At 32.3% G+C, this 19,426-nt stretch carries 20 protein-coding genes and 2 pseudogenes; 17 read left to right on the top strand and 5 right to left on the bottom strand.

The window, feature by feature from the left end:
- Positions 1-197 precede the first annotated feature (197 nt).
- From NFRAN_RS08360 to NFRAN_RS08385, 5 genes and pseudogenes are all read left to right on the top strand, one after another.
- Positions 198-485: a hypothetical protein gene (locus NFRAN_RS08360; RefSeq protein ID WP_134484561.1), complete on the top strand. Its 288-nt coding sequence runs from the start codon at positions 198-200 to the stop codon at positions 483-485.
- A 150-nt stretch (positions 486-635) separates the two neighbouring features.
- The gene (locus NFRAN_RS08365; protein ID WP_172602223.1) at positions 636-1,403 is read left to right on the top strand and encodes a hypothetical protein; all 768 of its coding nucleotides are present in this window, start codon (positions 636-638) and stop codon (positions 1,401-1,403) included.
- Between the two features lie 294 nt (positions 1,404-1,697).
- On the top strand, positions 1,698-2,024 hold the full coding sequence (locus tag NFRAN_RS08370) for a hypothetical protein (RefSeq protein WP_134484563.1): 327 nt from the start codon (positions 1,698-1,700) through the stop codon (positions 2,022-2,024).
- A gap of 818 nt (positions 2,025-2,842) precedes the next feature.
- Positions 2,843-3,502 (top strand): annotated as a pseudogene (locus NFRAN_RS14465) (polyphosphate kinase).
- 395 nt (positions 3,503-3,897) lie between these two features.
- Positions 3,898-4,443, top strand: coding sequence for a dihydrofolate reductase family protein (locus tag NFRAN_RS08385; protein WP_134484564.1), 546 nt, complete (start codon positions 3,898-3,900; stop codon positions 4,441-4,443).
- 170 nt (positions 4,444-4,613) lie between these two features.
- On the opposite strand, the gene NFRAN_RS08390 is transcribed toward NFRAN_RS08385, so the two are convergent.
- From NFRAN_RS08390 to NFRAN_RS08395, 3 genes are all read right to left on the bottom strand, one after another.
- Positions 4,614-5,003, bottom strand: coding sequence for a methionine-R-sulfoxide reductase (locus NFRAN_RS08390; RefSeq protein WP_134484565.1), 390 nt, complete (start codon positions 5,001-5,003; stop codon positions 4,614-4,616).
- A 105-nt stretch (positions 5,004-5,108) separates the two neighbouring features.
- Positions 5,109-5,240, bottom strand: a complete 132-nt coding sequence (locus NFRAN_RS14360; protein ID WP_269472320.1) for a hypothetical protein — start codon at positions 5,238-5,240, stop codon at positions 5,109-5,111.
- 432 nt (positions 5,241-5,672) lie between these two features.
- Positions 5,673-6,176, bottom strand: coding sequence for a hypothetical protein (locus tag NFRAN_RS08395; protein WP_134484566.1), 504 nt, complete (start codon positions 6,174-6,176; stop codon positions 5,673-5,675).
- A gap of 368 nt (positions 6,177-6,544) precedes the next feature.
- On the opposite strand from NFRAN_RS08395, the pseudogene NFRAN_RS08400 reads away from it, so the two are divergent.
- The 4 genes and pseudogenes from NFRAN_RS08400 to NFRAN_RS08415 all read left to right on the top strand — a co-directional run.
- Positions 6,545-6,733 (top strand): annotated as a pseudogene (locus NFRAN_RS08400) (NUDIX hydrolase); the annotation flags it as partial.
- Positions 6,734-7,102: 369 nt separating this feature from the next.
- Positions 7,103-7,522 (top strand): hypothetical protein, encoded by a 420-nt coding sequence (locus tag NFRAN_RS08405; protein ID WP_134484568.1) that lies wholly within the window; start codon positions 7,103-7,105, stop codon positions 7,520-7,522.
- A 436-nt stretch (positions 7,523-7,958) separates the two neighbouring features.
- The gene (locus NFRAN_RS08410) at positions 7,959-8,240 is read left to right on the top strand and encodes a SemiSWEET family sugar transporter (RefSeq protein WP_134484569.1); all 282 of its coding nucleotides are present in this window, start codon (positions 7,959-7,961) and stop codon (positions 8,238-8,240) included.
- Positions 8,241-8,713: 473 nt separating this feature from the next.
- Complete coding sequence (locus NFRAN_RS08415) at positions 8,714-9,412, top strand: hypothetical protein (RefSeq protein WP_134484570.1); 699 nt, start codon at positions 8,714-8,716, stop codon at positions 9,410-9,412.
- A gap of 320 nt (positions 9,413-9,732) precedes the next feature.
- On the opposite strand, the gene NFRAN_RS08420 is transcribed toward NFRAN_RS08415, so the two are convergent.
- Positions 9,733-10,299 carry a DUF892 family protein gene (locus tag NFRAN_RS08420; RefSeq protein ID WP_134484571.1) on the bottom strand — a complete coding sequence of 189 codons (567 nt, stop codon included), beginning with the start codon at positions 10,297-10,299 and terminating at the stop codon, positions 9,733-9,735.
- 196 nt (positions 10,300-10,495) lie between these two features.
- On the opposite strand from NFRAN_RS08420, the gene NFRAN_RS08425 reads away from it, so the two are divergent.
- Positions 10,496-10,678 (top strand): hypothetical protein, encoded by a 183-nt coding sequence (locus tag NFRAN_RS08425; protein ID WP_134484572.1) that lies wholly within the window; start codon positions 10,496-10,498, stop codon positions 10,676-10,678.
- Positions 10,679-11,116: 438 nt separating this feature from the next.
- On the opposite strand, the gene NFRAN_RS08430 is transcribed toward NFRAN_RS08425, so the two are convergent.
- Positions 11,117-11,692, bottom strand: a complete 576-nt coding sequence (locus tag NFRAN_RS08430) for a hypothetical protein (RefSeq protein WP_134484573.1) — start codon at positions 11,690-11,692, stop codon at positions 11,117-11,119.
- Positions 11,693-12,668: 976 nt separating this feature from the next.
- On the opposite strand from NFRAN_RS08430, the gene NFRAN_RS08435 reads away from it, so the two are divergent.
- The 7 genes from NFRAN_RS08435 (at position 12,669) to NFRAN_RS08460 (ending at position 18,763) form a co-directional block, all read left to right on the top strand.
- The gene (locus tag NFRAN_RS08435; RefSeq protein ID WP_134484574.1) at positions 12,669-13,742 is read left to right on the top strand and encodes an NAD(P)-binding domain-containing protein; all 1,074 of its coding nucleotides are present in this window, start codon (positions 12,669-12,671) and stop codon (positions 13,740-13,742) included.
- 18 nt (positions 13,743-13,760) lie between these two features.
- Positions 13,761-14,366, top strand: a complete 606-nt coding sequence (locus NFRAN_RS08440) for a DDE-type integrase/transposase/recombinase (RefSeq protein WP_134483188.1) — start codon at positions 13,761-13,763, stop codon at positions 14,364-14,366.
- Between the two features lie 149 nt (positions 14,367-14,515).
- Positions 14,516-14,683 (top strand): hypothetical protein, encoded by a 168-nt coding sequence (locus NFRAN_RS13830; protein WP_172602224.1) that lies wholly within the window; start codon positions 14,516-14,518, stop codon positions 14,681-14,683.
- Positions 14,684-14,881: 198 nt separating this feature from the next.
- Positions 14,882-16,231 carry a glycosyltransferase gene (locus NFRAN_RS08445; RefSeq protein ID WP_134484575.1) on the top strand — a complete coding sequence of 450 codons (1,350 nt, stop codon included), beginning with the start codon at positions 14,882-14,884 and terminating at the stop codon, positions 16,229-16,231.
- Positions 16,232-17,015: 784 nt separating this feature from the next.
- The gene (locus NFRAN_RS08450; protein WP_134484576.1) at positions 17,016-17,285 is read left to right on the top strand and encodes a hypothetical protein; all 270 of its coding nucleotides are present in this window, start codon (positions 17,016-17,018) and stop codon (positions 17,283-17,285) included.
- Positions 17,282-17,641: a hypothetical protein gene (locus NFRAN_RS08455; RefSeq protein ID WP_134484577.1), complete on the top strand. Its 360-nt coding sequence runs from the start codon at positions 17,282-17,284 to the stop codon at positions 17,639-17,641. The genes NFRAN_RS08450 and NFRAN_RS08455 overlap by 4 nt, the downstream gene beginning before the upstream one ends.
- 57 nt (positions 17,642-17,698) lie before the next feature.
- Positions 17,699-18,763 carry a tetratricopeptide repeat protein gene (locus NFRAN_RS08460; RefSeq protein ID WP_134484578.1) on the top strand — a complete coding sequence of 355 codons (1,065 nt, stop codon included), beginning with the start codon at positions 17,699-17,701 and terminating at the stop codon, positions 18,761-18,763.
- Positions 18,764-19,426 lie beyond the last annotated feature (663 nt).

Below are 19,426 nucleotides of genomic sequence, written 5' to 3' on the forward strand. Positions count from 1 at the left end.
TGATATATCCAATAGTCTAAATTCCTTGAAACAGAATTTACCTAACTAAACAATTTTTTCCTTCCAGATGAAAAAAGGAGTTGTTGCCTCCTGATCGTCATCAAAAAGCATCTAAATTTGGCCTATATTTACTCAGACCAGCCTTTTTCACCCATAAGGTAAAGATAAGAATTTAAACGCAAAACACATGTAATATCATGGATAAAATATCCACCTCTGAGGATGACAACGGAGCCTTACATAATGTTGAGAGTTTTGTGTTGGATAAACTGTTATCCTACAATGCTTTAGACGATGGTTCTTCAATTAGTATTGGAAAGCTAATGGATTCTGTAGATCCTGATATGTATCCGTTATTTGATCAAGCAATAGAGGATTTAGTTTCTCAAAGTCTTATTCACTCTTCTGATGGCGAAAACTTTCAAATTTCTCATAAAGGGATCAATGAACTAGAAAATAGAAGAAAAGAGGCCATTGCACTATAGTTCAATTTTTTGTTTTATTTTTGAAATATAAATTACAATTATTATCCCAAATAATTACAAGTTTATTGTTTATACAGTCAGTAAATAGTTGTTATCAGGTTAAATTTGGTAAAAATTATTAATGTTGATCTTCTTTGCACCATTGTTGTCATGGTAACGAAAGGGCTTCAATTAATAACTGCTGCAAGCATAATTGTTTGCTTTTCATTATCTGTATTTATATCTTATTTTATTACAAACAATAAAAGCCTACAAACTGATATGTTATGTAACATTGAATGCACTATTATTAATAGTGATGTTGATGTTGATAGTAGTACTAGTCAAGGTTCTAATTCTCCATTTCTGATAGATCCAGGACAGTTGACAAAAGGCATAGTTGGAAGCACTTCAGATCCCAAGCATGATACTCAACTGATTGTTCTTGACAAAATGACTCGAATACCCCAGTTACATGGATTCTACGACATTATCTCCACTCAGATAACAAAGATGTATAATGACGATTTGGTTTTCACTATTAGTTTGAATGACGATCCAAATAAGAACAGTAGATATGAAACAACATATCTTTGGGTATTGAGTCATATTGATCCTTTAAACAATAATAACCAGATATATACCATAATAATTCCTCACTTTGGAATCGACTCAAATTTCAAAATTAAAGGATGGTGTCTAGCAATATATGATAATATTAACAAAATATACTCATTACCATTGTCAAGAATACATAACATGACTAACAGTAATGTTGAAATAACCATAGATCCCGATCTCATAGGAAATATCGAGAATTTTAATTACACGACAGCAGTCATGGTTAGAGTAAATGACACGTTTTTAGATAAGCCGCCAGATTATTTGATTGACTCATCCCCAGATGACGATGCCTTTTGGTCGTCTTGGTTTGTCTAGTCATCCGACACCAACATCTTTATCCTCCAATAAATTCTGTTTTATTTCACACTTGCTTACAAAAATAGTAGTCTTTGTCGTTGATTTGCAAGAATTTTGATTTTGGACATATCGTCACTAGTTTTACTATTGGCCCCACTATTGTACCACTAAAGAAAATACAAATAACAAAACTACTACCTAATTGAAAACTCTGATACTTTACTCATCCATGACTATCTACTTGTAGGATTGTCATTGATACAATTAATTGAATGCTTTTTATAGATTGATTTAGAAAATTAATTACATATAATGAAAAATGGTGTAGAGAATGGAGAAAACAATTGGTCTGAATGGTTAGATTTTAATCTCCAAACTATTGAAACTGCAGTTGTTGCTGACAGTCCTGGAGTATTTAAGGTACATGCAAGTATGAAAATACTATTTATTGGAAGTAGTAAGAACTTGAGACAATCATTGATAGAATCCCTTTCGGATCCTTGTATAAGCAAAGCTAAACGTTTTAGTTATTTAATTACAGAAAACGCAGAGCAGGTCAAAGATCAGCTTCTGTGTGAATATCGTGAAAAGCATAACGGCTACTTACCACAGTGCATGGACGAACAGAAAACTATTTGACAAATTAATAACCACTATCCTCACCTTACCTACTATATCTAATTTTTAGAATTTTTTCGTATGTCGAATATAACCTATCTAGTTATACAATTTTACTTTTGAAATATACACTCTAAGTGCTATTCATTTAGGAATTATTAGACCTAGATATTCAAAAATATCGATAATCGTTTTATTAAATAAAGCAGCGTAGAATGAAAGTTAACCCCTGTTATTCTGTCACCATAAACGTTTACATGTAATTATAAAACATCTTATTACAAAAATCCTTAAAATCGTTTTTCAAAGGACCCGTTATAATATAAATTTTGAGTTTGCAGTAGCTCTAAATCTACTCGTTGTTATTGTCTTTAATGACAATCACTGAGGTATTCTCCCTCTCATTCCATTTTCCTTTAGTATGGTATCATTATGTTTTCTATGAACCTTTTGAATGCTACTTACAAAAAAATCCTGATGGATGCTGTAGTCCAGGTTTGTGTTTTGAACTTTGTTACTTTTGATGAGTTTTCAATGCAACAAAAGAGGAGACAATTAATTAAACTACATGAATGTTTGTTTATACATACCGTGTTTTGTTCTAAGAAGGATTATGACGATAGAAATTAGTAAGATTTACCAAAGTGCTGGTAAAGATAGATCAAAAACCAAATGATTATTTTTAGATATCTTCGATAAGATTGATATAAAGATTGATAAATGGTTAGTAGGTTTAAATAAGAAGAAACAATAACAATCCTCATGAGATGAATTCAATTTGTTAACAACTTTAAATCATTTTATGCATATCACTGAATTGTGGAGGATCTTTATATTACATTTCGGCTAGGGCATCTCATCATGAACATAGTAAATTAGATTTAGATTCTTGGGATTTAGATGTCTCGGTAACTCCATCCAAACAAACTCTTGAAAAGGATCTGACTGAAATTTCAAATATTTTCTCTGAACTCCAGTACAAGTTATGTGCAGAAAATAAAAGATCATTACTAATAGTGCTACAGGGAATTGCTGCTTCTGGAAAGGATGGTACAGTTAGACATGTAATGAAAACCTTGAATCCACAAAGTTGCTATATAAAGTCATTCAAAATCCCAAATGATGAAGAGTTGTCTCATGATTAACTTTGGAGAATTCATAAAGCAATTCCTGAAAAAGGACAGATATGTATTTTCAATCGTTCGCATTATGAGGATATTACAAAACCTATTGTACTCGGCATTGTTCATGGAAAGATACTAAGACAAAGATATAGACAGATAAATGAATTTGAAAGATACCTAACAGAGAACAACATTAAACTTTTGAAAATATTTTTGTACATTTGTAAAGCCGAGCAGAAAAAGAGATTGTTATCAAGAATTCAGGATCCAAATAAACAATGGAAAAGATCTGAAAGTGACTTGATGAGTCACAAGAACTATCAAAAATATATAACTGCCTATGTGAATATCTTCAAGGATACAAATGTGAGGTAGGCGCCTTGGTTTATCATTCCTGCAAACATAAAGTATTTTCGTAGTTGGGCTATTTCAAAAATTTTGTTCAAAACTCTTGAATCAATGAAACTCCAATACCCTAAAATAAATCTTGATCCGCAAAAATTCAATTTGAATTGATTGATAGATAAATTCAAATGTGACCATTTTTTTGCCTACTTAATTCTGGATGTCACTATGTACATTGAACAACCTACAAAATAAAATACCTATGACATATGAGCAGTATAGAAAGAGTGGACTGATACATCATTTGCTCGATAGTGCTACTGTTACTGAAATTCCCTAAAATATTACTATTACTATTACTATTGTTATTCAGGATGTCAATAAAACCAAGTGAATATATTATTTTGTATATTTAAAACTCTCATATGGTAAAGGTCTCGATTTACATTGGAACGAGCTTGGATGGATTTATTGCAAGAGAAGATGGGGACATAAGTTGGCTAGACAAAGCCAATCAGAATGTAACACTAGGGGAAGATTTTGGATTTCATGCCTTTTTGGAGACTGTAAATCTGATAGTCATGGGACGGAAAACTTTTGAACAGGTTGCTGCTTTTGATACTTGGCCCTATAAGAATAATAAATTGATCGTTTTGACTTCAAAGAGATTTGAAATTCCAGAAAGATTAAAGAAGACTGTAGCAATTTCTAATACATTAAATCCCATAGACTTGATTAAAGAACTATCTGGCAAGTCTATTGATCATATATATGTGGATGGTGGGGTAGTGATTCGAGAATTTTTATCGGCAGGATTAGTCGACGAAATTACCGTTACTATAGTCCCAATTATTATAGGGAAAGGAAAATCCTTCAGTGGATTATTGCCAGAGGATCTGCATTTACAGCATTTAAAAACAACAGTATATGAATTTGGGTTTGTTCAAAGCAAATACAAGATCAAAAAATAGAGAAGATTCACTTTCAAAAATCATATTGAGTTGATTAAAAAAACGAGAAGTCTTTTTATGCTCTTTCTCTCTGACTTTTGCGACCTAATAAAAATATTAGATTCCTCTACACCTTTGATGTTTTATTATATACCTAAATACAATTAAAGACTGGTTTATAGTTTATATGATTACTTGTGAATTATTTTTGGTAATTCCTTTCCATTCGGAATAAAATATATGGATAGCGAATTGACGCATTCTCGAGTGTTTTTTTTCGTTAAATGTTCTCCTAAAAATTCGTGTCCTAAATGACCACCACAATTTTTGCATTGAATTTCAGTTCTTATTCCGTCAGGATCAGGAACGCGCTCTAGTGCATTCGGAAAGCTATCATCAAAGCTAGGCCATCCACAACCTGCATCGAACTTGCTCTTGGATGAAAAAAGGGGATTGTTGCATCTTCTACAAACAAATATTCCCTCTTCATAAAAATCGTCATACTTGCCGGTAAAAGGAGGTTCTGTTGCCTTGTAAACAATTATTTTCTCCTCTTCGGGTGTTAGTTTATTGTAGTCCATATATCTATGAACATCTCATTTTGATTTAAAGTCTACTACCTTCGCATAATATTTGACTTCTACTTCTACAACTATTACTCCTATTTGTAATTATTATTACGGTATCTAATAATAGTCTGAAAGTATCTTGTTTAGGGTGTTTTCAAATGCTAGTCTTTCTTGATTGTTACGTTTATCCTGTATAGTTCCTTGGACTTCAGATACTAGGTTGGTAATGGCTTTGTCAGTTTCGGACAATCCTATTAACGATTTGTTTAGCCTATTAGATAAGAAAAATATCGTGGAAAAAATATAACTAATTCTATCATTATCAAATTCCGATTGTGTAGATGATGGGAGTATTGCATCTATTCTTCTTCTTAAATTATTGCCACACTGTTATATACACTTGGAATCGCCTTTGCAACTTTGCAGCTCGCGAGTCCAAGATAACAGACACTCTATTATATCAGAATAATAGTTGGTCATGTTGTTACTGAGCGTTTATAGTTTTTATAGTGTGATTATTTGTAGATCATGCAAAATTAAAATGAATTGTGCTAAAAAATGCTTAAAACTGTGGTTATACAAACAAAAGAAATGTCTATAGTTTAATATTGTTTTATCCTCTTCACATTTGTAAAGGAAAGGAGGAACAATTTAATAGAAATATCAGTTTTCCTATCTTATCTAAGTTGCTTTAAATCTTTTCATAAATTTGTTTAATGCTTCCTCCCCTGCAATTGCAAATCTTAACGTTTTTCCGTCATAACTTTCAACCTTATACTGTGGAATGCTGAAAATTTCCTTGTTTCCTACTCCTCTCTGAGTCAGGATTAGCCCATTTGAAACCTCTTGCACTTCTCCGAGATCAAAATCATTATTTCCTTTTGCCTCCTTTTTTACCACGTCCTTCCAATCGATTTCTTCTCTTGTTAGTTTTTGAGATGAGTTTGCATCAAATCTTTTCATAAATTTGTTTAATGCTTCCTCCCCTGCAATTGCAAATCTTAACGTTTTTCCGTCATAACTTTCAACCTTATACTGTGGAATGCTGAAAATTTCCTTGTTTCCTACTCCTCTCTGAGTCAGGATTAGCCCATTTGAAACCTCTTGCACTTCTCCGAGATCAAAATCATTATTTCCTTTTGCCTCCTTTTTTACCACGTCCTTCCAATCTATATTTATACTCATAATATGAATATTGTATAACATCCTTTAAATAGAATGGAAAATGAGTACTATGATTGGTAATAAGTAGTTTTATTAACGTTTGATTTTCCAAAGTTCCGATACTTTACAATTTTTCATAAATCTTTTGAGATCGATACAATTTTCATGATTATTTGGTTCCTTTTAATTCGTAGGGATTTTATAATATAGTGAATCAAAAAAAGCTCTATTATGATTCGAACAGTATGTATACATGCTTGAGTTCTTTGTTACCCTCTTTTTAAAATGTCTGGTCAAAATGAACATAAGAATCCTATTCCAGATGTTGATACTATGATTGATAATGATTCTTTGGTGTTATTTATTGAAAGGTCAATGAACCTTTCACAGGTAAGATGGTACTGTCAGGAGGATTCGTAAGGATGGGTGAAACAATAAAAGAAGCAGTTATGCGAGAAGTAAAGGAAGAAACATATTTGGATGTATCTACTTGGATAATATATTGGGTGTTTATTCCAATCCTAATACCCAAGAGGTCACATTGTGTCCACAATATTTATTGGAAAAGTATCACCTAAAAGTATCAACAGGGATCCAAAAACAGGTGATGGCAATATTACGGCATGACGGTAGGTAGATTTAAAAGCGATTAAACAGGAAGATTTGGGATTTGATCATAACCAAATTTTGAGAGATTATAAAGTGTGGAAAGGGTCTAGACAAACCTTTTAGTCCTCAAAACGTCTTTACCAAACGAAGGTCAGCATATACTATTGCTACAGATAAAACTATTGACTTTCTATCTTGCTTAAAAAGACAATTAAACTAATAACTAATTTAACCTAAATTAATGACTCGTCTGATCATGTCTGAATAGTTGTTAATATTACTATTGTCTATTTCAAAAAGGTTTGATTATTTATACTATTATTATTATGTTCCATTATATGGACTGTATCAATAATCTAAAAAACAAATACCGCGAATTTCAAGAAGCCATGGAAGTTTGTTTCCCTAAAGTTGATAAGAATTTAATCGTTGAGTTATTGGGTGAGCTGAAGGAAGATGAGTTTCCAGGATATAATCTCCAAATTAAATTGAGAGAAGGATTTGATGAAGATAGATTCAGAGAATCAATCTTGCGAGACTTTGGTGTTCTGCCAGCCTTCCATAGAGATGAAAAGTATGGGGGTCACGCTGCCCTGGAACATAGGGTTAACTTTGATACGCTCAGTTATCTGAGTAATATGGAAGATGTTGATTTCATAAAAGGCTCTAGGGCTGGAGGTGGGCGGGCTTCTATCGGACCCCGGATGGAAAGAACCGAAGAAGATAAAATCTCTGGTCCGCCAGGAGGCAAGGCGTAACCTTTTCTTTTAGGTGAATAGCTCTCTCTTTGTCGGTTCAAACTGATCAGGTGATTTTTCAAAATTAAAATTTTTTATGAAATCATAATACAAACTGAATAAATTTCGGGGTTCGGATAATTCAAAAATGCAAAATATATGTTTCTATGAATTTGATTTTTTTGCCTTTGTCTTCTAGGTAAATTTATAAATCAATATAATTAATTGTCACTGACTCAGAATGAATCATCCCTTGCAATGTAGGCTATATTATCATTTATTGGCTATCATTTTTCATTTCTATATTTGTGGTATCATCGTAATCATCATAAATGGAATAACAAAAGTAGTTCCGAGGACAACATCTTTGTTCTAAAACTATTATTTCTTACATAAGGGATTGCAGATATGTTGAAACATATACTCAATAAAAGATAGAATATATACTCTAAATCGAATGAGCGATATACTTATTACCTTTATCGGACTTTTGGCAACTGCTTTTACAGTTGCCAGTACACTTCCTCAGATAAGCAAAGCGTTAAAAACAAAGGATACGGAGGATGTTTCAATTCGTTTTCTTTTAGTGTTGATAGGGGGACTATTTTTGTGGGTTATGTATGGAATAGGACGATCGGATATTGTCATAGTGATTGGTAACTTAATTGGAATGTCTTTAAACATATTCATGTTACTCCTAAAAGTAAGATACTCCAGAGAGCCTTTGAAGGAAGAATGAGTGAATTATGACAAACTTCAACTCGATTATACCTCTGGTTTTTTTCATTATTATTATTACTATTCTTCATACCTTGGTGTGAGCCGTCACAGCGATGACTTAATTACATTGTTTCAAGTTATTGCATAACTCAATACAGTAGCGATATCTTCAGTGCTCCGATTGTATTATTCGATACGAATATCACTCAGTTCAATCTTCGGTATTCGATAGATATGTTCATTGATTTGGCTTTGGTATTCATGACAAGTACCATTTTTTATGAATCAATACATGCTTAAAATACTAGTTATAATTGTTAGATCACATGAATCTTTTGATGATGATTATGTTCATATATTAAAAAACTAAAGGTTGATCACTCCTTTTTAACTATTGTGTATAAAAATAGGAAAATGAATGGGTGTTTAACGGCCTTTGAATTGCCAAAAGATGAGGTTTTCAATGTATTAAGGATAGTAACTGATGACTAGATGAATAAAGATGGAAATCTCGATGCAGAAAAGAAGAATGAAAAAGCAAGAAATGTGGAAAAGATCATAGCTAATACTCAGTTACCTAAGAAATATCAGGCTAATATTAGGCATAAATTATTACAACAAAATCCGAATGATTTAGTCTCACTACAAGTAGATGCTTCTCTAAGAAGGATTGAATTTCATAAATACCTGGAACTTTTTGGGTATAAACCTGAAAGCACCATTATTCAGGTACATATTGCAGGTTTCTTCAATAAAAAGCAACCAAATCCAAAGGAGACTGAAAGGAGAATGGAGTATACCAAACGATATGGAGGTACCACCTTTTTGATAGTGGGAAGAACACATGACCCCTCTATAATGGATAATTTAATCCCTCCCAAAAAACAAGACCCATATCAGAGAAGTCCAGGTTATGTAGGATACTTGTGGAAAAAAAAGGATAAGCAAAACAGATCTCCTCATGAGATCTTACCATTAGATTTTACACCCGTTCATATAACATATCCAATCGAATGGAAAAAATTGTTTGCTACAAAAGGTTTCATGATTGCACTTCATGTACCGAGTTATCTTGCTAAAAAGAAAAACGAGATGATGAGGATTCTTTATAAAATAGGGAAGAAACGTGACGCTGTAGATGTACGAAAAGAATGGTCCTTTCTAAGGGATATAGAAGAATATTTGAAATAGATAACACGAAAGTCAAGATAAATCAATGGTAGAACCGAACCTAGAGTGCTATTATATTTGATGCTAACAATAGGTGAAGTCCACCAAAATAGTTCGAGTAATTAAGAATACATTGCGACACTAGTCTATAATATGGTTGATATGATAAATTAGTGATCCTTTTTTTGAAGAAAAAAGGAATAGCGATTGTCTATCTATATCTTCAATGATTCACAAATAGTAGTAGCTACAATAAATTTACTATAATGTTTGAATTCTGATTAAAAATATGCGGTTACAAAAGATCAATAGTTAGAGCGCCACTAATCCCATAACTAAACTTATTTACTAACTGCAGAAATAATGGTGGGCAATAATTTATCCACTGCCATGGGTAAGGAGTTCATACACCAATTCTGCATATCAACCTCTTCATCCAAATTGTGCTTTAATAGAGGAACAATAAAATCCACGTCAATACCCGGAGTTCTTTGAGCAACTTCTATCAGAGTTTTATAAGTAATTATTTCTGAGCTTTCAATCCCTATATCTTGTTTTATTCGGAGAAGCTCCCATTCTTCTGGTAATGTATTTGTCTTATTATTATCTTCTGTTAGCGATTTGACAGTATCTTCCACGGTTCTCTTTAACATTGTGGTCATCGAAGGTTTAAGCTCTGGTAAATGTGCCTTAGTATCTGTTGGCTCCCCTCCAAGCTTAAATATGATCTGACTTAATCTGTTTTGTTGACTTGTTGTTTCTTGCAAATGTTGTTCTAGTCTTTGACGTAGTTCTGGAAATGGCGTCTCTTCAATTCTTGAATTTATTCTATCTATAGCGGCATTTTCAGCTGCATATGCTTCATTTACAAACTCTACAAATTTAAGATCGATATCACTTTGTGCCATAAAGATACAAGTAATAACATCTAATTTAACTGACAGTAGTTTCTGAAGCTTGTTTAATGATATAAATAATCAGAGGTTTGATTGTATTGAGATAGAATCAATTGAGTTCATAACTTTTTAATCAAGTTTTTGATAGAATACATATAATCAAATACTATTAATTATTTAATGTTTTCTACTTTAATTAATTGTTATTATGAATGCAGTTGCAAAGTGTAAAAAGTGTGGAAGAGATTTTCATATACAGGGTAATGCATATGCAGAGGAAGACTATCTCAAGACTAAACACTCAACTGGTGAGAATACGGAGGAAAAATGTTCTCACTGCGGTTATATTGCCACGTATAGAGTAGAGGAATTATTATGGAATAATAAATAGATAGCTTCACTTTCTTTCTAATCACAATAAACTATTTCTGCAATGGATCAATAGTTTTTGATAAAAAAAGAGACATTACAATTGAATTTTATCAATTTATCACGATTATTATTAATCGATTGTAATCTATATACTTGTTAAATTTCATCATTTTTTAACATGGGATACTAGGATACAGAATTCGTAAATTTTATCCCTTATTTATTTGTCGAGAATTTGTGAAAGTATTGAAGTCTTATTATGGTTATACATACTATTTTGATGAACTTGTGTGTGAAAAAATTCAATATATGTACTCTAGAATGGGTTTTCATTATTTTGTATCTTTTACCATATCAAAGTACGATGTGGCTAACAAAACAAAGGGATAATAATATAGAGAATTAAACTATAGTATGTGATTTGAGGATTATCTACTTGGTGTTAAGGCATTGGTCATTATCCCCCTCCTATTAACTTGTTAACTGATTCACCAATCTGTTCTAATGGTCCATTTGTTTGATTTTGCTGCTTTGATTGTGATTGATCTGATGAACCTGTTTGATTGGATCCTTGGGAAGAAGCGGTTTGTTCTGTTTGATTTTGCTGTTGCAATTGTTGAGGTTGCTGTTGATTTGCTGATTGTGATTGGGAATCAGTAATATTACTAGTGTCAATTGTAGTTTGATTAAATGGGATAGTGGTCTTGTTTGCAATTATTGTTGTAGCAGGTCCTGTTGCTTGTATCATGGTCTTATTTTCTATATTGGATAGGTTACCAGTTTGAGAGGTAATTGTCTGATTTTGTAGTGGTTGTAATTGTGACTGATTTCCAATTGGTTCACTAGTTTGATTAACAGTTACTATAGTTTGTTGTGCTGGAATGGTTGTCTGGTTAGCTATAATAGTTTGTGGTTTGTCGGTAACAGTTGCCATAGATTGATTCTGTGTCTGATTCTGAGCATGTGCTAGCGCACCATAAGCCGATATGGCAAATACTGCGAAGACACAGACAATAATAAAGTTATGTATCATTATCGGTTTGTAGGCTTTATTGGTTAAATACGTAATAAACAGAATCAATGATACAAATTAATTATGTAATGATTTTTCTAGGGTCGATTGATTATAATCTGGATGATCAAAACATAAACCGAATCCATGACCTTACTATACGGTAGTGAATCAAAATATCCAAATCATTACATACACTCGAATGTATGTAAACTAAGAAGCTCAGGTTATGTCAAACCCAAACAACACATAGAGAAGAATTTTTTATCGGTTCTATCACCACTGTTTGAACTTTAGTATACCATAGTTAAAGTGTGATGAAATAATTGTTTATTATTATGTGTATAAAAGTATCTACTTTAGATAAAAAACATACATGTTGCATTTTTTGGTCCTTATCAATTTGTCGGCCAAAATATAGCCATACGCATATTCGAAAACTACAATAGTTTTTAATAAAAAAATGCATGGAATTCAAACTGGAAGAAATCAATTACAGTATAGGTCGTGAAAAGAAATTACAAACCAAGAAGATGATATGAAATGGCAACGGTTTCAAAAGCAATATTGATAAACAATCTAGTTAATCTAGTTAGTTCGCCCACATCTGGAAACTGTCATTTATTTTGAATATTATAACCATGCCAAAATCATACATGGATACTCGGATGTTTCTAGTTTCGAATTAGATTACAAATCAACTCGTTATGATTCGAATGCGTAACTATTATATGATATCAATATAACTTAAGTTATTGTAGTAATGCAACCCTTCATAAAAAGTTGTTTGTAGAGGTCAAAGGGATTGATTACAGGATTATCAAAAACTGGTATTGTACCCTATCGACTTAAAAGCATCTTTCTAAATTAATACAAGAAATTTATCTGATACTATTCCTAGGTTTATTCTCTTACACCACTTGATCTAAAAGCAATAAATTCTAGAAATTATGCAAGAGTACTAGTATAAGAACTATTATGTCTAAACGATCATACTGTGTTAGAATATTTTAGCAAAGAATTGGAATTTTTTCCAGTACAAAAACTTATTGTTGTTGGCCTTGGTCAACTTGGTCTTCCAGTTGCAAAATATGTTAAAGAACATGGATTTGATACCTATGGTTACGATATTAATCAAAAAGCCATGCAGTCAGCTGAATCAAAATATGGGATAAAACCTGCTACAAACTTTGGTGACTTTGACGTACTTATTATCTGTGTTTCTACACACAGACCAGATGACATGTTCTCACCCCAAGTAGAGGGATTAATGTCAGTTGTAGAAAAGATATCAAGGGAAGCAAAGACCGGTGCACTCATATCAATTGAAAGTACAATTCCAAAAGGCACATCAAAAAGAGTATTTGAGAAATTAGATCACAGACTTCACGTAGTACATGCACCTCACAGGTGGTATGCATTAGAAGAAGACATTCACGGTGTCAATCAGCTGCGAATAATAGGTGGTGTTAGTAGATGTTGTCTGCAACATGGACTCAACTTTTATGATGGAAGACTACTCGACAAAGAAGATAAAGCAGTAACAATGATGCCAAATGCATCTTCATCACCATCCTCATCACCATCCTCCTCCACAATGGTAGACAACTCTTTGTCAGTAGCAACAACTTTGGAAGCAAAAAGCAAAACAAAAACTTCAAGCTCTATTACTACTAAATTAAACAAAAAAAGAAGCCTAGGTATACCAATGCATCCAGTATCTTCAGTTGAAGTAGCTGAATTAACAAAAATAATTGAAAACGCACATAGATACCTTCAGATAGCATTTGCAGAAGAACTGTATCTTTACTGTAAATCAAATGGCATAAGCTTTCCAGAGTTGAGGGAATCTCTTAACACCAAATGGAATGTTGAGATACTAGAACCAAGAGATGGAATAGGAGGTCACTGCCTACCCAAAGATACAAAGATGTTTATCAATTCATCAAACACAATAAAGAGCAAGATTTTACAAGCAGCAATGGAGATAGATGAAGACTACCGAGCGTATAGAGCTCAATTAGATGAGAAAAAACGGCTCTGTTCATTTAACGATAAACCTATAGCTTGAAGATGTCCTATTTCTTTTATGATTAGCAGAAACAGAACACCTTCAAGGTATGTGTATTATGGCTTACATTTGTACTTTTCAGGTTTATCTTTAAGAAAAGCCTCGGAAAGATTGTCTCAGATGTATAAAAGAAACCATGTCTCCATCTGGAATTGGATTCAAAAATACAGGCCTCAAAAATTGAAAGCATCAAGAAGAAGAATTCTAGAATATATTGTAGACGAGACAATGTTGAAGGTAGGGTCAGAATACATCTGGCTTTGGGTGGCGATAGAGCCTGCAAACAGACAGATCCTCGCACTTTCTATATCCAAAGAGAGAAACATGTTTGTTGCAGAAAGATATCTTTCTAATTTGATCAAAGTTCATGGAAAGCACCCAGTTTCTACAGATGGTGGGACTTGGTATCCCATGGCTTGTCAGTTTCTCAAACTCGATCACCATATTCATTCCTCTTACGAGAAAAGTGTAATCGAAAGAACGATGCAATATATCAAGGATAGAACCGAAAGTTTCGATGACTATTTTCCTTGTAGAATAAAGAACTGCAAGTTAAAGCATGTACGGAATTGGCTGCGGCTCTTTGTAGACTATCATAACAATGAAATAAAACATGTTAACTGAACAGAGCCGAAAAAACATTCTAAATCTTTTAATGGTTGTGTGTAATAGTCATATTTCTGTCACTTTTTCATAGTTTTGTTATCATACGAATCATTGTCATAAATTATAGTGCATATATATAAACAATTATTGATATACATTATATAGACATGCTTGGAACACTTTGGACAATTATTTTAGTTATAGTTGCAATTATTGTAATAGTACTTTTACTACGGTTTCTTTTTGGAATACTCGTCATAGCTCCAGTAGGCTTGGAATTCATTGACTCTGATCTGACGATCAATCCAGCCTTGTCAAAAGTCATAAATGTATAGTTTTTTTGGTAGTGGACTTCTTGGTTTCTATAGTACCTATTTAAGGATATGTATCCATAAATAGGAAATAGGGACTTAATTATATTAATAAATAATTGTAACCAATAGAGTGAACTATGATCTTTATTTAAATCCCAAGAAGGGAAATTCCTTGGTATGATCGTTATAAGATTTTATGAACAAATGAATATGAAATAATTGAGAGCAAATTTTATTTATTCAAATTTAAATCCCTGCGGGGGCGGTGAACGTTTCACATTAGTTACCATGAAGGCAGTGTACGAGATGGGACTAGAAATAGACTTAACGACGCTAGAGCAACCGAATTTATCCAAATTAGAAAATGCATATGGAAATGATTTGGCATCCATTGCAAAGAAAATTAAAAAAATTAATCTTTTGAGTATGTTTGACGAACAAAGCATACGTCAAACATTACAACAAGATAATTATGATTTGATTATTAATACTCATGGTGATTTAGATCCATATTTCCATTCGTCATTGAATGCTAACAACATGATTGTCTATTGTCACTATCCATCTGCCAAGTTATTTTTAGAAAATAACAATCTTGATTATTTGTCTTATCATCTTAAAATCGATCGACTGCCGTCTATTTCTGTATCTAATCAAGATACATCAAACCCCATAATATCTTTCGGGAATTCTAGTCAACTAATGTCACAAATAGTTGAATCATCAGGAACTGAGACTAGTATTATGAGTCACAGTGATTATAGAAATCAATATGCAATATGGGTCAAGAAAGCTTTTGATTCTATGATCAGAAACTCCTTTTTGATGACAAACTCTAATTACAGCAAAGCTGCCATACAAAAAGAATACGGTACAAATAACGATATTCTTGTCCTAAGCCCACCAGTAGACGTAGACACAATCATTTCAAAAATAAAAATAGAACAGCGTTTTGATTCATCATTATCATCACAAGTAAATTACAGCGATGAAAATGGCATCCTAGTCATCTGTAGAATCGAACCAAGTAAAAGAATTGAGAACGCCATTTATCTTGCAAAGATATTAAAAGAAAGAAAAATTAAGACCAAGCTAAACATAGCAGGGAGTTTAGAACCTTTTTATCAGGATTATTACCATGATCTACTCCAGTTAATATCAAAACTTGATCTATCAGATACTGTGAAATTGCATACAGATGTAAGTTTTGAAGAACTAATTGAGCTGATGAAAAAAAGCAAAATCTTCTTTCATCCTAGAGAAGGAGAGCATTTTGGAATGTCGATTGTAGAGGCTATGAGTGCTGGATTAATTCCCATTGTACCTACCGTAGGCGGACAATCAGAATTCGTTCCTGTTGAATATCAATACAAGTCGTTAGAAGATGCAAGCCAAATAGTATCACAACTACTAACAAATATGTCAAAAGAAGAGATGATAAAAGAAAGTATCAAGATGAGAGACATTGCCAAGAATTTTTCAGAGACAAACTACAAGAGACAATTTCAGTTGATTGTTAGTCGAATGCTATATGTTCAATCTAATCTCAGGTTAAGTTCTCATAAATAGGCTTTCATATGTTATATGATCAGATTTCAAACTTTTTGTTACAACATAAGATAACATTTCATGAGAATTCGATACTTGTAGTTTTGACATATCTAAAGATAAATATGGCATTCAACGAAACAAGTAAGATATTAATGACATTGTTTTACTAGGTTTATAGTCTTTCTAGTAATGAATCTTTAGAACTATTATCTTAGACTCAAGCATCAACTAAAGCAAATTAAAATAAGTTTATCTCTTCCTTGAGTTTATTTTAAAATTGTATTCTCAAGACACGTTAGAATCATCAGTAACAGTGAGCAATCTGGGTATCTTATCATAGATAGTTAGTTGTTACCTATTAGTTTATTTCAATTATGGCCATTATATTTAAACTAACAGAGATGTCTACATATAGGAAGTTATTCTTTTATCATAGAGTACGTTACTGTTTAAATAAGATATTTGAATTATTTGTGATAAACTTCAAGTATAATTATAAATTGAGAGATGTTTTGTTACGAATTTATCATGTTATTTGAAATGGTATTGTGCATAGGGTTATAATGCATCTTTATGATTTTTTGTAGCATTTATCGAAACTATGCACAACGAATAGCCGTTTTACGATGGGGTTTTAACACTATATTGAGAGACCAATACATACTGACATTAAATTCGAAATATAAGATTCAATAATGAAATTACACGTTATCTTATGTATAGAGTGTCTGTTAATAAGGCATAATTAATTCTTAATTTTCTAGGATTAATATTATTAGTTAGTCCTGCTGTTATTAATGATATGAGCGAATTCGCCTACATCCGATTCCTAAGCTTGGATTTGCTTACCGAAGAAGAAAAAAATAACAAAAATGAAATAATTGAACTTACTGAACAGGTTTTGGATGCAGAGGGAATCGAATGTGATTCAAAAATCTCAAAGGTTTCCGAAGAAAAACTAAAGGAAATTCTAAAAGAAGTGAGAAAGATTCGAAAGAAGAGAAGAATGAATTACGATGAGGAAGATGAATCATCTACCATTACTATTGAGGAAACTCGCGAACAAAGATGAGTGATAACCATAGTAGCAGGAAAGATAAAAATAATCGTCTGCTTGCTAGAAGTAGTACTGTGACATGGCCATTAATTGGAGGCATAGTTGTAATAGCATTTAGTATATTGTTACTGACTTTGCGCGCCGTAGTACCGTCACTTGTTATAATGCTGGCAGGTATATCGCTCATTGTTTATTGGTTATATCTTATAAATACTAAAAATCAAAGAATCAAATCAAAAATAGATAAGAAATGTCTATGTGCAATATGCGAACATACAGAATCTAATTTATGTATTCAACAAAAATGCATATGTTGTTCAATAGCCAAAGGGGATAAAATAGTTGGTCATACAAATAACCCCTTACAGTAACCCCTTGAAGTTATATCAGGATATTTATCTAATGTGTTATCCGTATAGAGAGATCAGATGAATAAATTATTCCAAAATTCCTTTCCCTTTACAGTATGTATTATATGGTCTGCATTTCTGATAGGTATTTTAGTATTTTTTGCAAACAGTTTTTCTGGTTTACCTTTTTTATTCTCCACCGCATTAGGACAGGAGGCATCCATTACCATCAATACTCCCGATTTAATTAATAAAGCGAAATATCTGAATAATGTTGGAAACTATACTGGAGCCTTAGCTTATTTTGAAAAGGTATTGATTGCAGAGCCTAATAATACTGAGGCATTACACGGTAAAGGGTTGACCATTGATAATTTTGGTAATCATACAGAAGCTGTTGACATCTATGATAAAATTTTGGAAATCGAACCTGATAACATGGACGCACTAGCTAGCAAAGGTGTAGTATTATATAATACTGGTAACAAGGAAGAGGCCATTAAAAATTTTGAAAAGGTATTGACATTAAATTATAGTTCAAGTAATCGTTCGTTCTTTAATTGGGGTGTATCACACTATGGACTAGGAAACTATCAAAATGCAATAGAGTCATTTAGGAAAGCGTTACAAATCGATCCGAACAATAGTCTGACATTAAATAATCTTGGTTTTGCATTGGATATATCAGGTAAGTATGAAGAAGCCATAAAATATTTTGATCTTGCAGCCTTGATCAACTCTAACAGTGCTAATGCATTTTATGGTAAAGCTTTAGCTGTTGGTCATTTGGGTAACCAAACTAAAGCCCTTGAGTTATTGAATAAGGCTCTTTCTATAAACAATAACAATACATTTGCACTAGTTGGCAAAGCTGACTACTTGTATAAACTACGAAACTTTACAGGTGCCACGCTATATGCTGATAAGGCACTGGAAATAGATCCTATTAATACCAATGCTCTAATTGTAAAAGGATTTGCCCTGGGTATATCTGGTAATCACTCAGAAGCCTTACGATACTTTAACCAAGCACTTGAGAATGATGTAAAGAACATGGATGCCTTATATGGCAAAAGAATAATTCTAAACGAATTAGGTAATCATACAGAAGTGGCAAAGTATATCGAGAATAAATCTCGATAAAGTGTAATCAAGATGCGAGGTAATAAAATACGCGCAAAATACCTTCCTCTTTCCTTTACCTTTCTCTATTTTTCTACTGATGTATATGTTTGTATTTATCTTCTATTTTCTGATGTTAAACATGGTATAAAGAAAGAAGGAGATCGATCACTTTGTTCAAAACAAACCTTTGATTTTTGTCATATATTTATTTTATCATTTAAAAGGCCTTAAATATAAATGTGGGGTAATTATATATGTTAAGTTTTTCAATTCCTGAGACTATGTTCTTTGCAAAACCTATTGGCATTCATAATGCTATATGTTAAAAATATTGAATTCCTGAGATACATGATCCTTGTTTGCCGATGAGGAATCTATAAGACATGTCTATACAGGAAAAGGGAGTTTTAGAAATAGATTCAATTTAATAATAACATGCCTTTGTTTATAGACATAGAAAATACTCTATTCTAAATGATACAGATTTGTGTCAATCATTTATTCAATAGTATGATGACTAAATGACCTGACTGGTTACTTGATTTTGACAAAGTAATGTTAATGGATCAACTGTGTAAACTGTCTTGCTTTGTATTCTTATAACCTCTCTTTTTTCAAATGGACGAAATATGTGTTTGTTTATACTCGCTAATTTATTGTTTCCGCCAAAGAAATCAAATC

The organism is Candidatus Nitrosocosmicus franklandus (genome assembly GCF_900696045.1).
GTDB classification, from domain to species: Archaea; Thermoproteota; Nitrososphaeria; order Nitrososphaerales; family Nitrososphaeraceae; genus Nitrosocosmicus; species Nitrosocosmicus franklandus_A.

Excerpts from the sequence above, each read along its gene's own strand:
- NFRAN_RS08455 (WP_134484577.1), top strand. The coding sequence starts at position 17,282 with ATGAGTGATAACCATAGTAGCAGGAAAGATAAAAATAATCGTCTGCTT.
- NFRAN_RS08440 (WP_134483188.1), top strand. The coding sequence starts at position 13,761 with ATGATTAGCAGAAACAGAACACCTTCAAGGTATGTGTATTATGGCTTA.
- NFRAN_RS08390 (WP_134484565.1), bottom strand. The coding sequence starts at position 5,003 with ATGGACTACAATAAACTAACACCCGAAGAGGAGAAAATAATTGTTTAC.
- NFRAN_RS13830 (WP_172602224.1), top strand. The coding sequence starts at position 14,516 with ATGCTTGGAACACTTTGGACAATTATTTTAGTTATAGTTGCAATTATT.
- NFRAN_RS08385 (WP_134484564.1), top strand. The coding sequence starts at position 3,898 with ATGGTAAAGGTCTCGATTTACATTGGAACGAGCTTGGATGGATTTATT.
- NFRAN_RS08430 (WP_134484573.1), bottom strand. The coding sequence starts at position 11,692 with ATGATACATAACTTTATTATTGTCTGTGTCTTCGCAGTATTTGCCATA.
- NFRAN_RS08370 (WP_134484563.1), top strand. The coding sequence starts at position 1,698 with ATGAAAAATGGTGTAGAGAATGGAGAAAACAATTGGTCTGAATGGTTA.
- NFRAN_RS08450 (WP_134484576.1), top strand. The coding sequence starts at position 17,016 with ATGAGCGAATTCGCCTACATCCGATTCCTAAGCTTGGATTTGCTTACC.
- NFRAN_RS08365 (WP_172602223.1), top strand. The coding sequence starts at position 636 with ATGGTAACGAAAGGGCTTCAATTAATAACTGCTGCAAGCATAATTGTT.
- NFRAN_RS08360 (WP_134484561.1), top strand. The coding sequence starts at position 198 with ATGGATAAAATATCCACCTCTGAGGATGACAACGGAGCCTTACATAAT.
- NFRAN_RS08420 (WP_134484571.1), bottom strand. The coding sequence starts at position 10,299 with ATGGCACAAAGTGATATCGATCTTAAATTTGTAGAGTTTGTAAATGAA.
- NFRAN_RS08460 (WP_134484578.1), top strand. The coding sequence starts at position 17,699 with ATGAATAAATTATTCCAAAATTCCTTTCCCTTTACAGTATGTATTATA.
- NFRAN_RS08425 (WP_134484572.1), top strand. The coding sequence starts at position 10,496 with ATGAATGCAGTTGCAAAGTGTAAAAAGTGTGGAAGAGATTTTCATATA.
- NFRAN_RS08415 (WP_134484570.1), top strand. The coding sequence starts at position 8,714 with ATGAATAAAGATGGAAATCTCGATGCAGAAAAGAAGAATGAAAAAGCA.
- NFRAN_RS08405 (WP_134484568.1), top strand. The coding sequence starts at position 7,103 with ATGGACTGTATCAATAATCTAAAAAACAAATACCGCGAATTTCAAGAA.
- NFRAN_RS08395 (WP_134484566.1), bottom strand. The coding sequence starts at position 6,176 with ATGAGTATAAATATAGATTGGAAGGACGTGGTAAAAAAGGAGGCAAAA.
- NFRAN_RS08410 (WP_134484569.1), top strand. The coding sequence starts at position 7,959 with ATGAGCGATATACTTATTACCTTTATCGGACTTTTGGCAACTGCTTTT.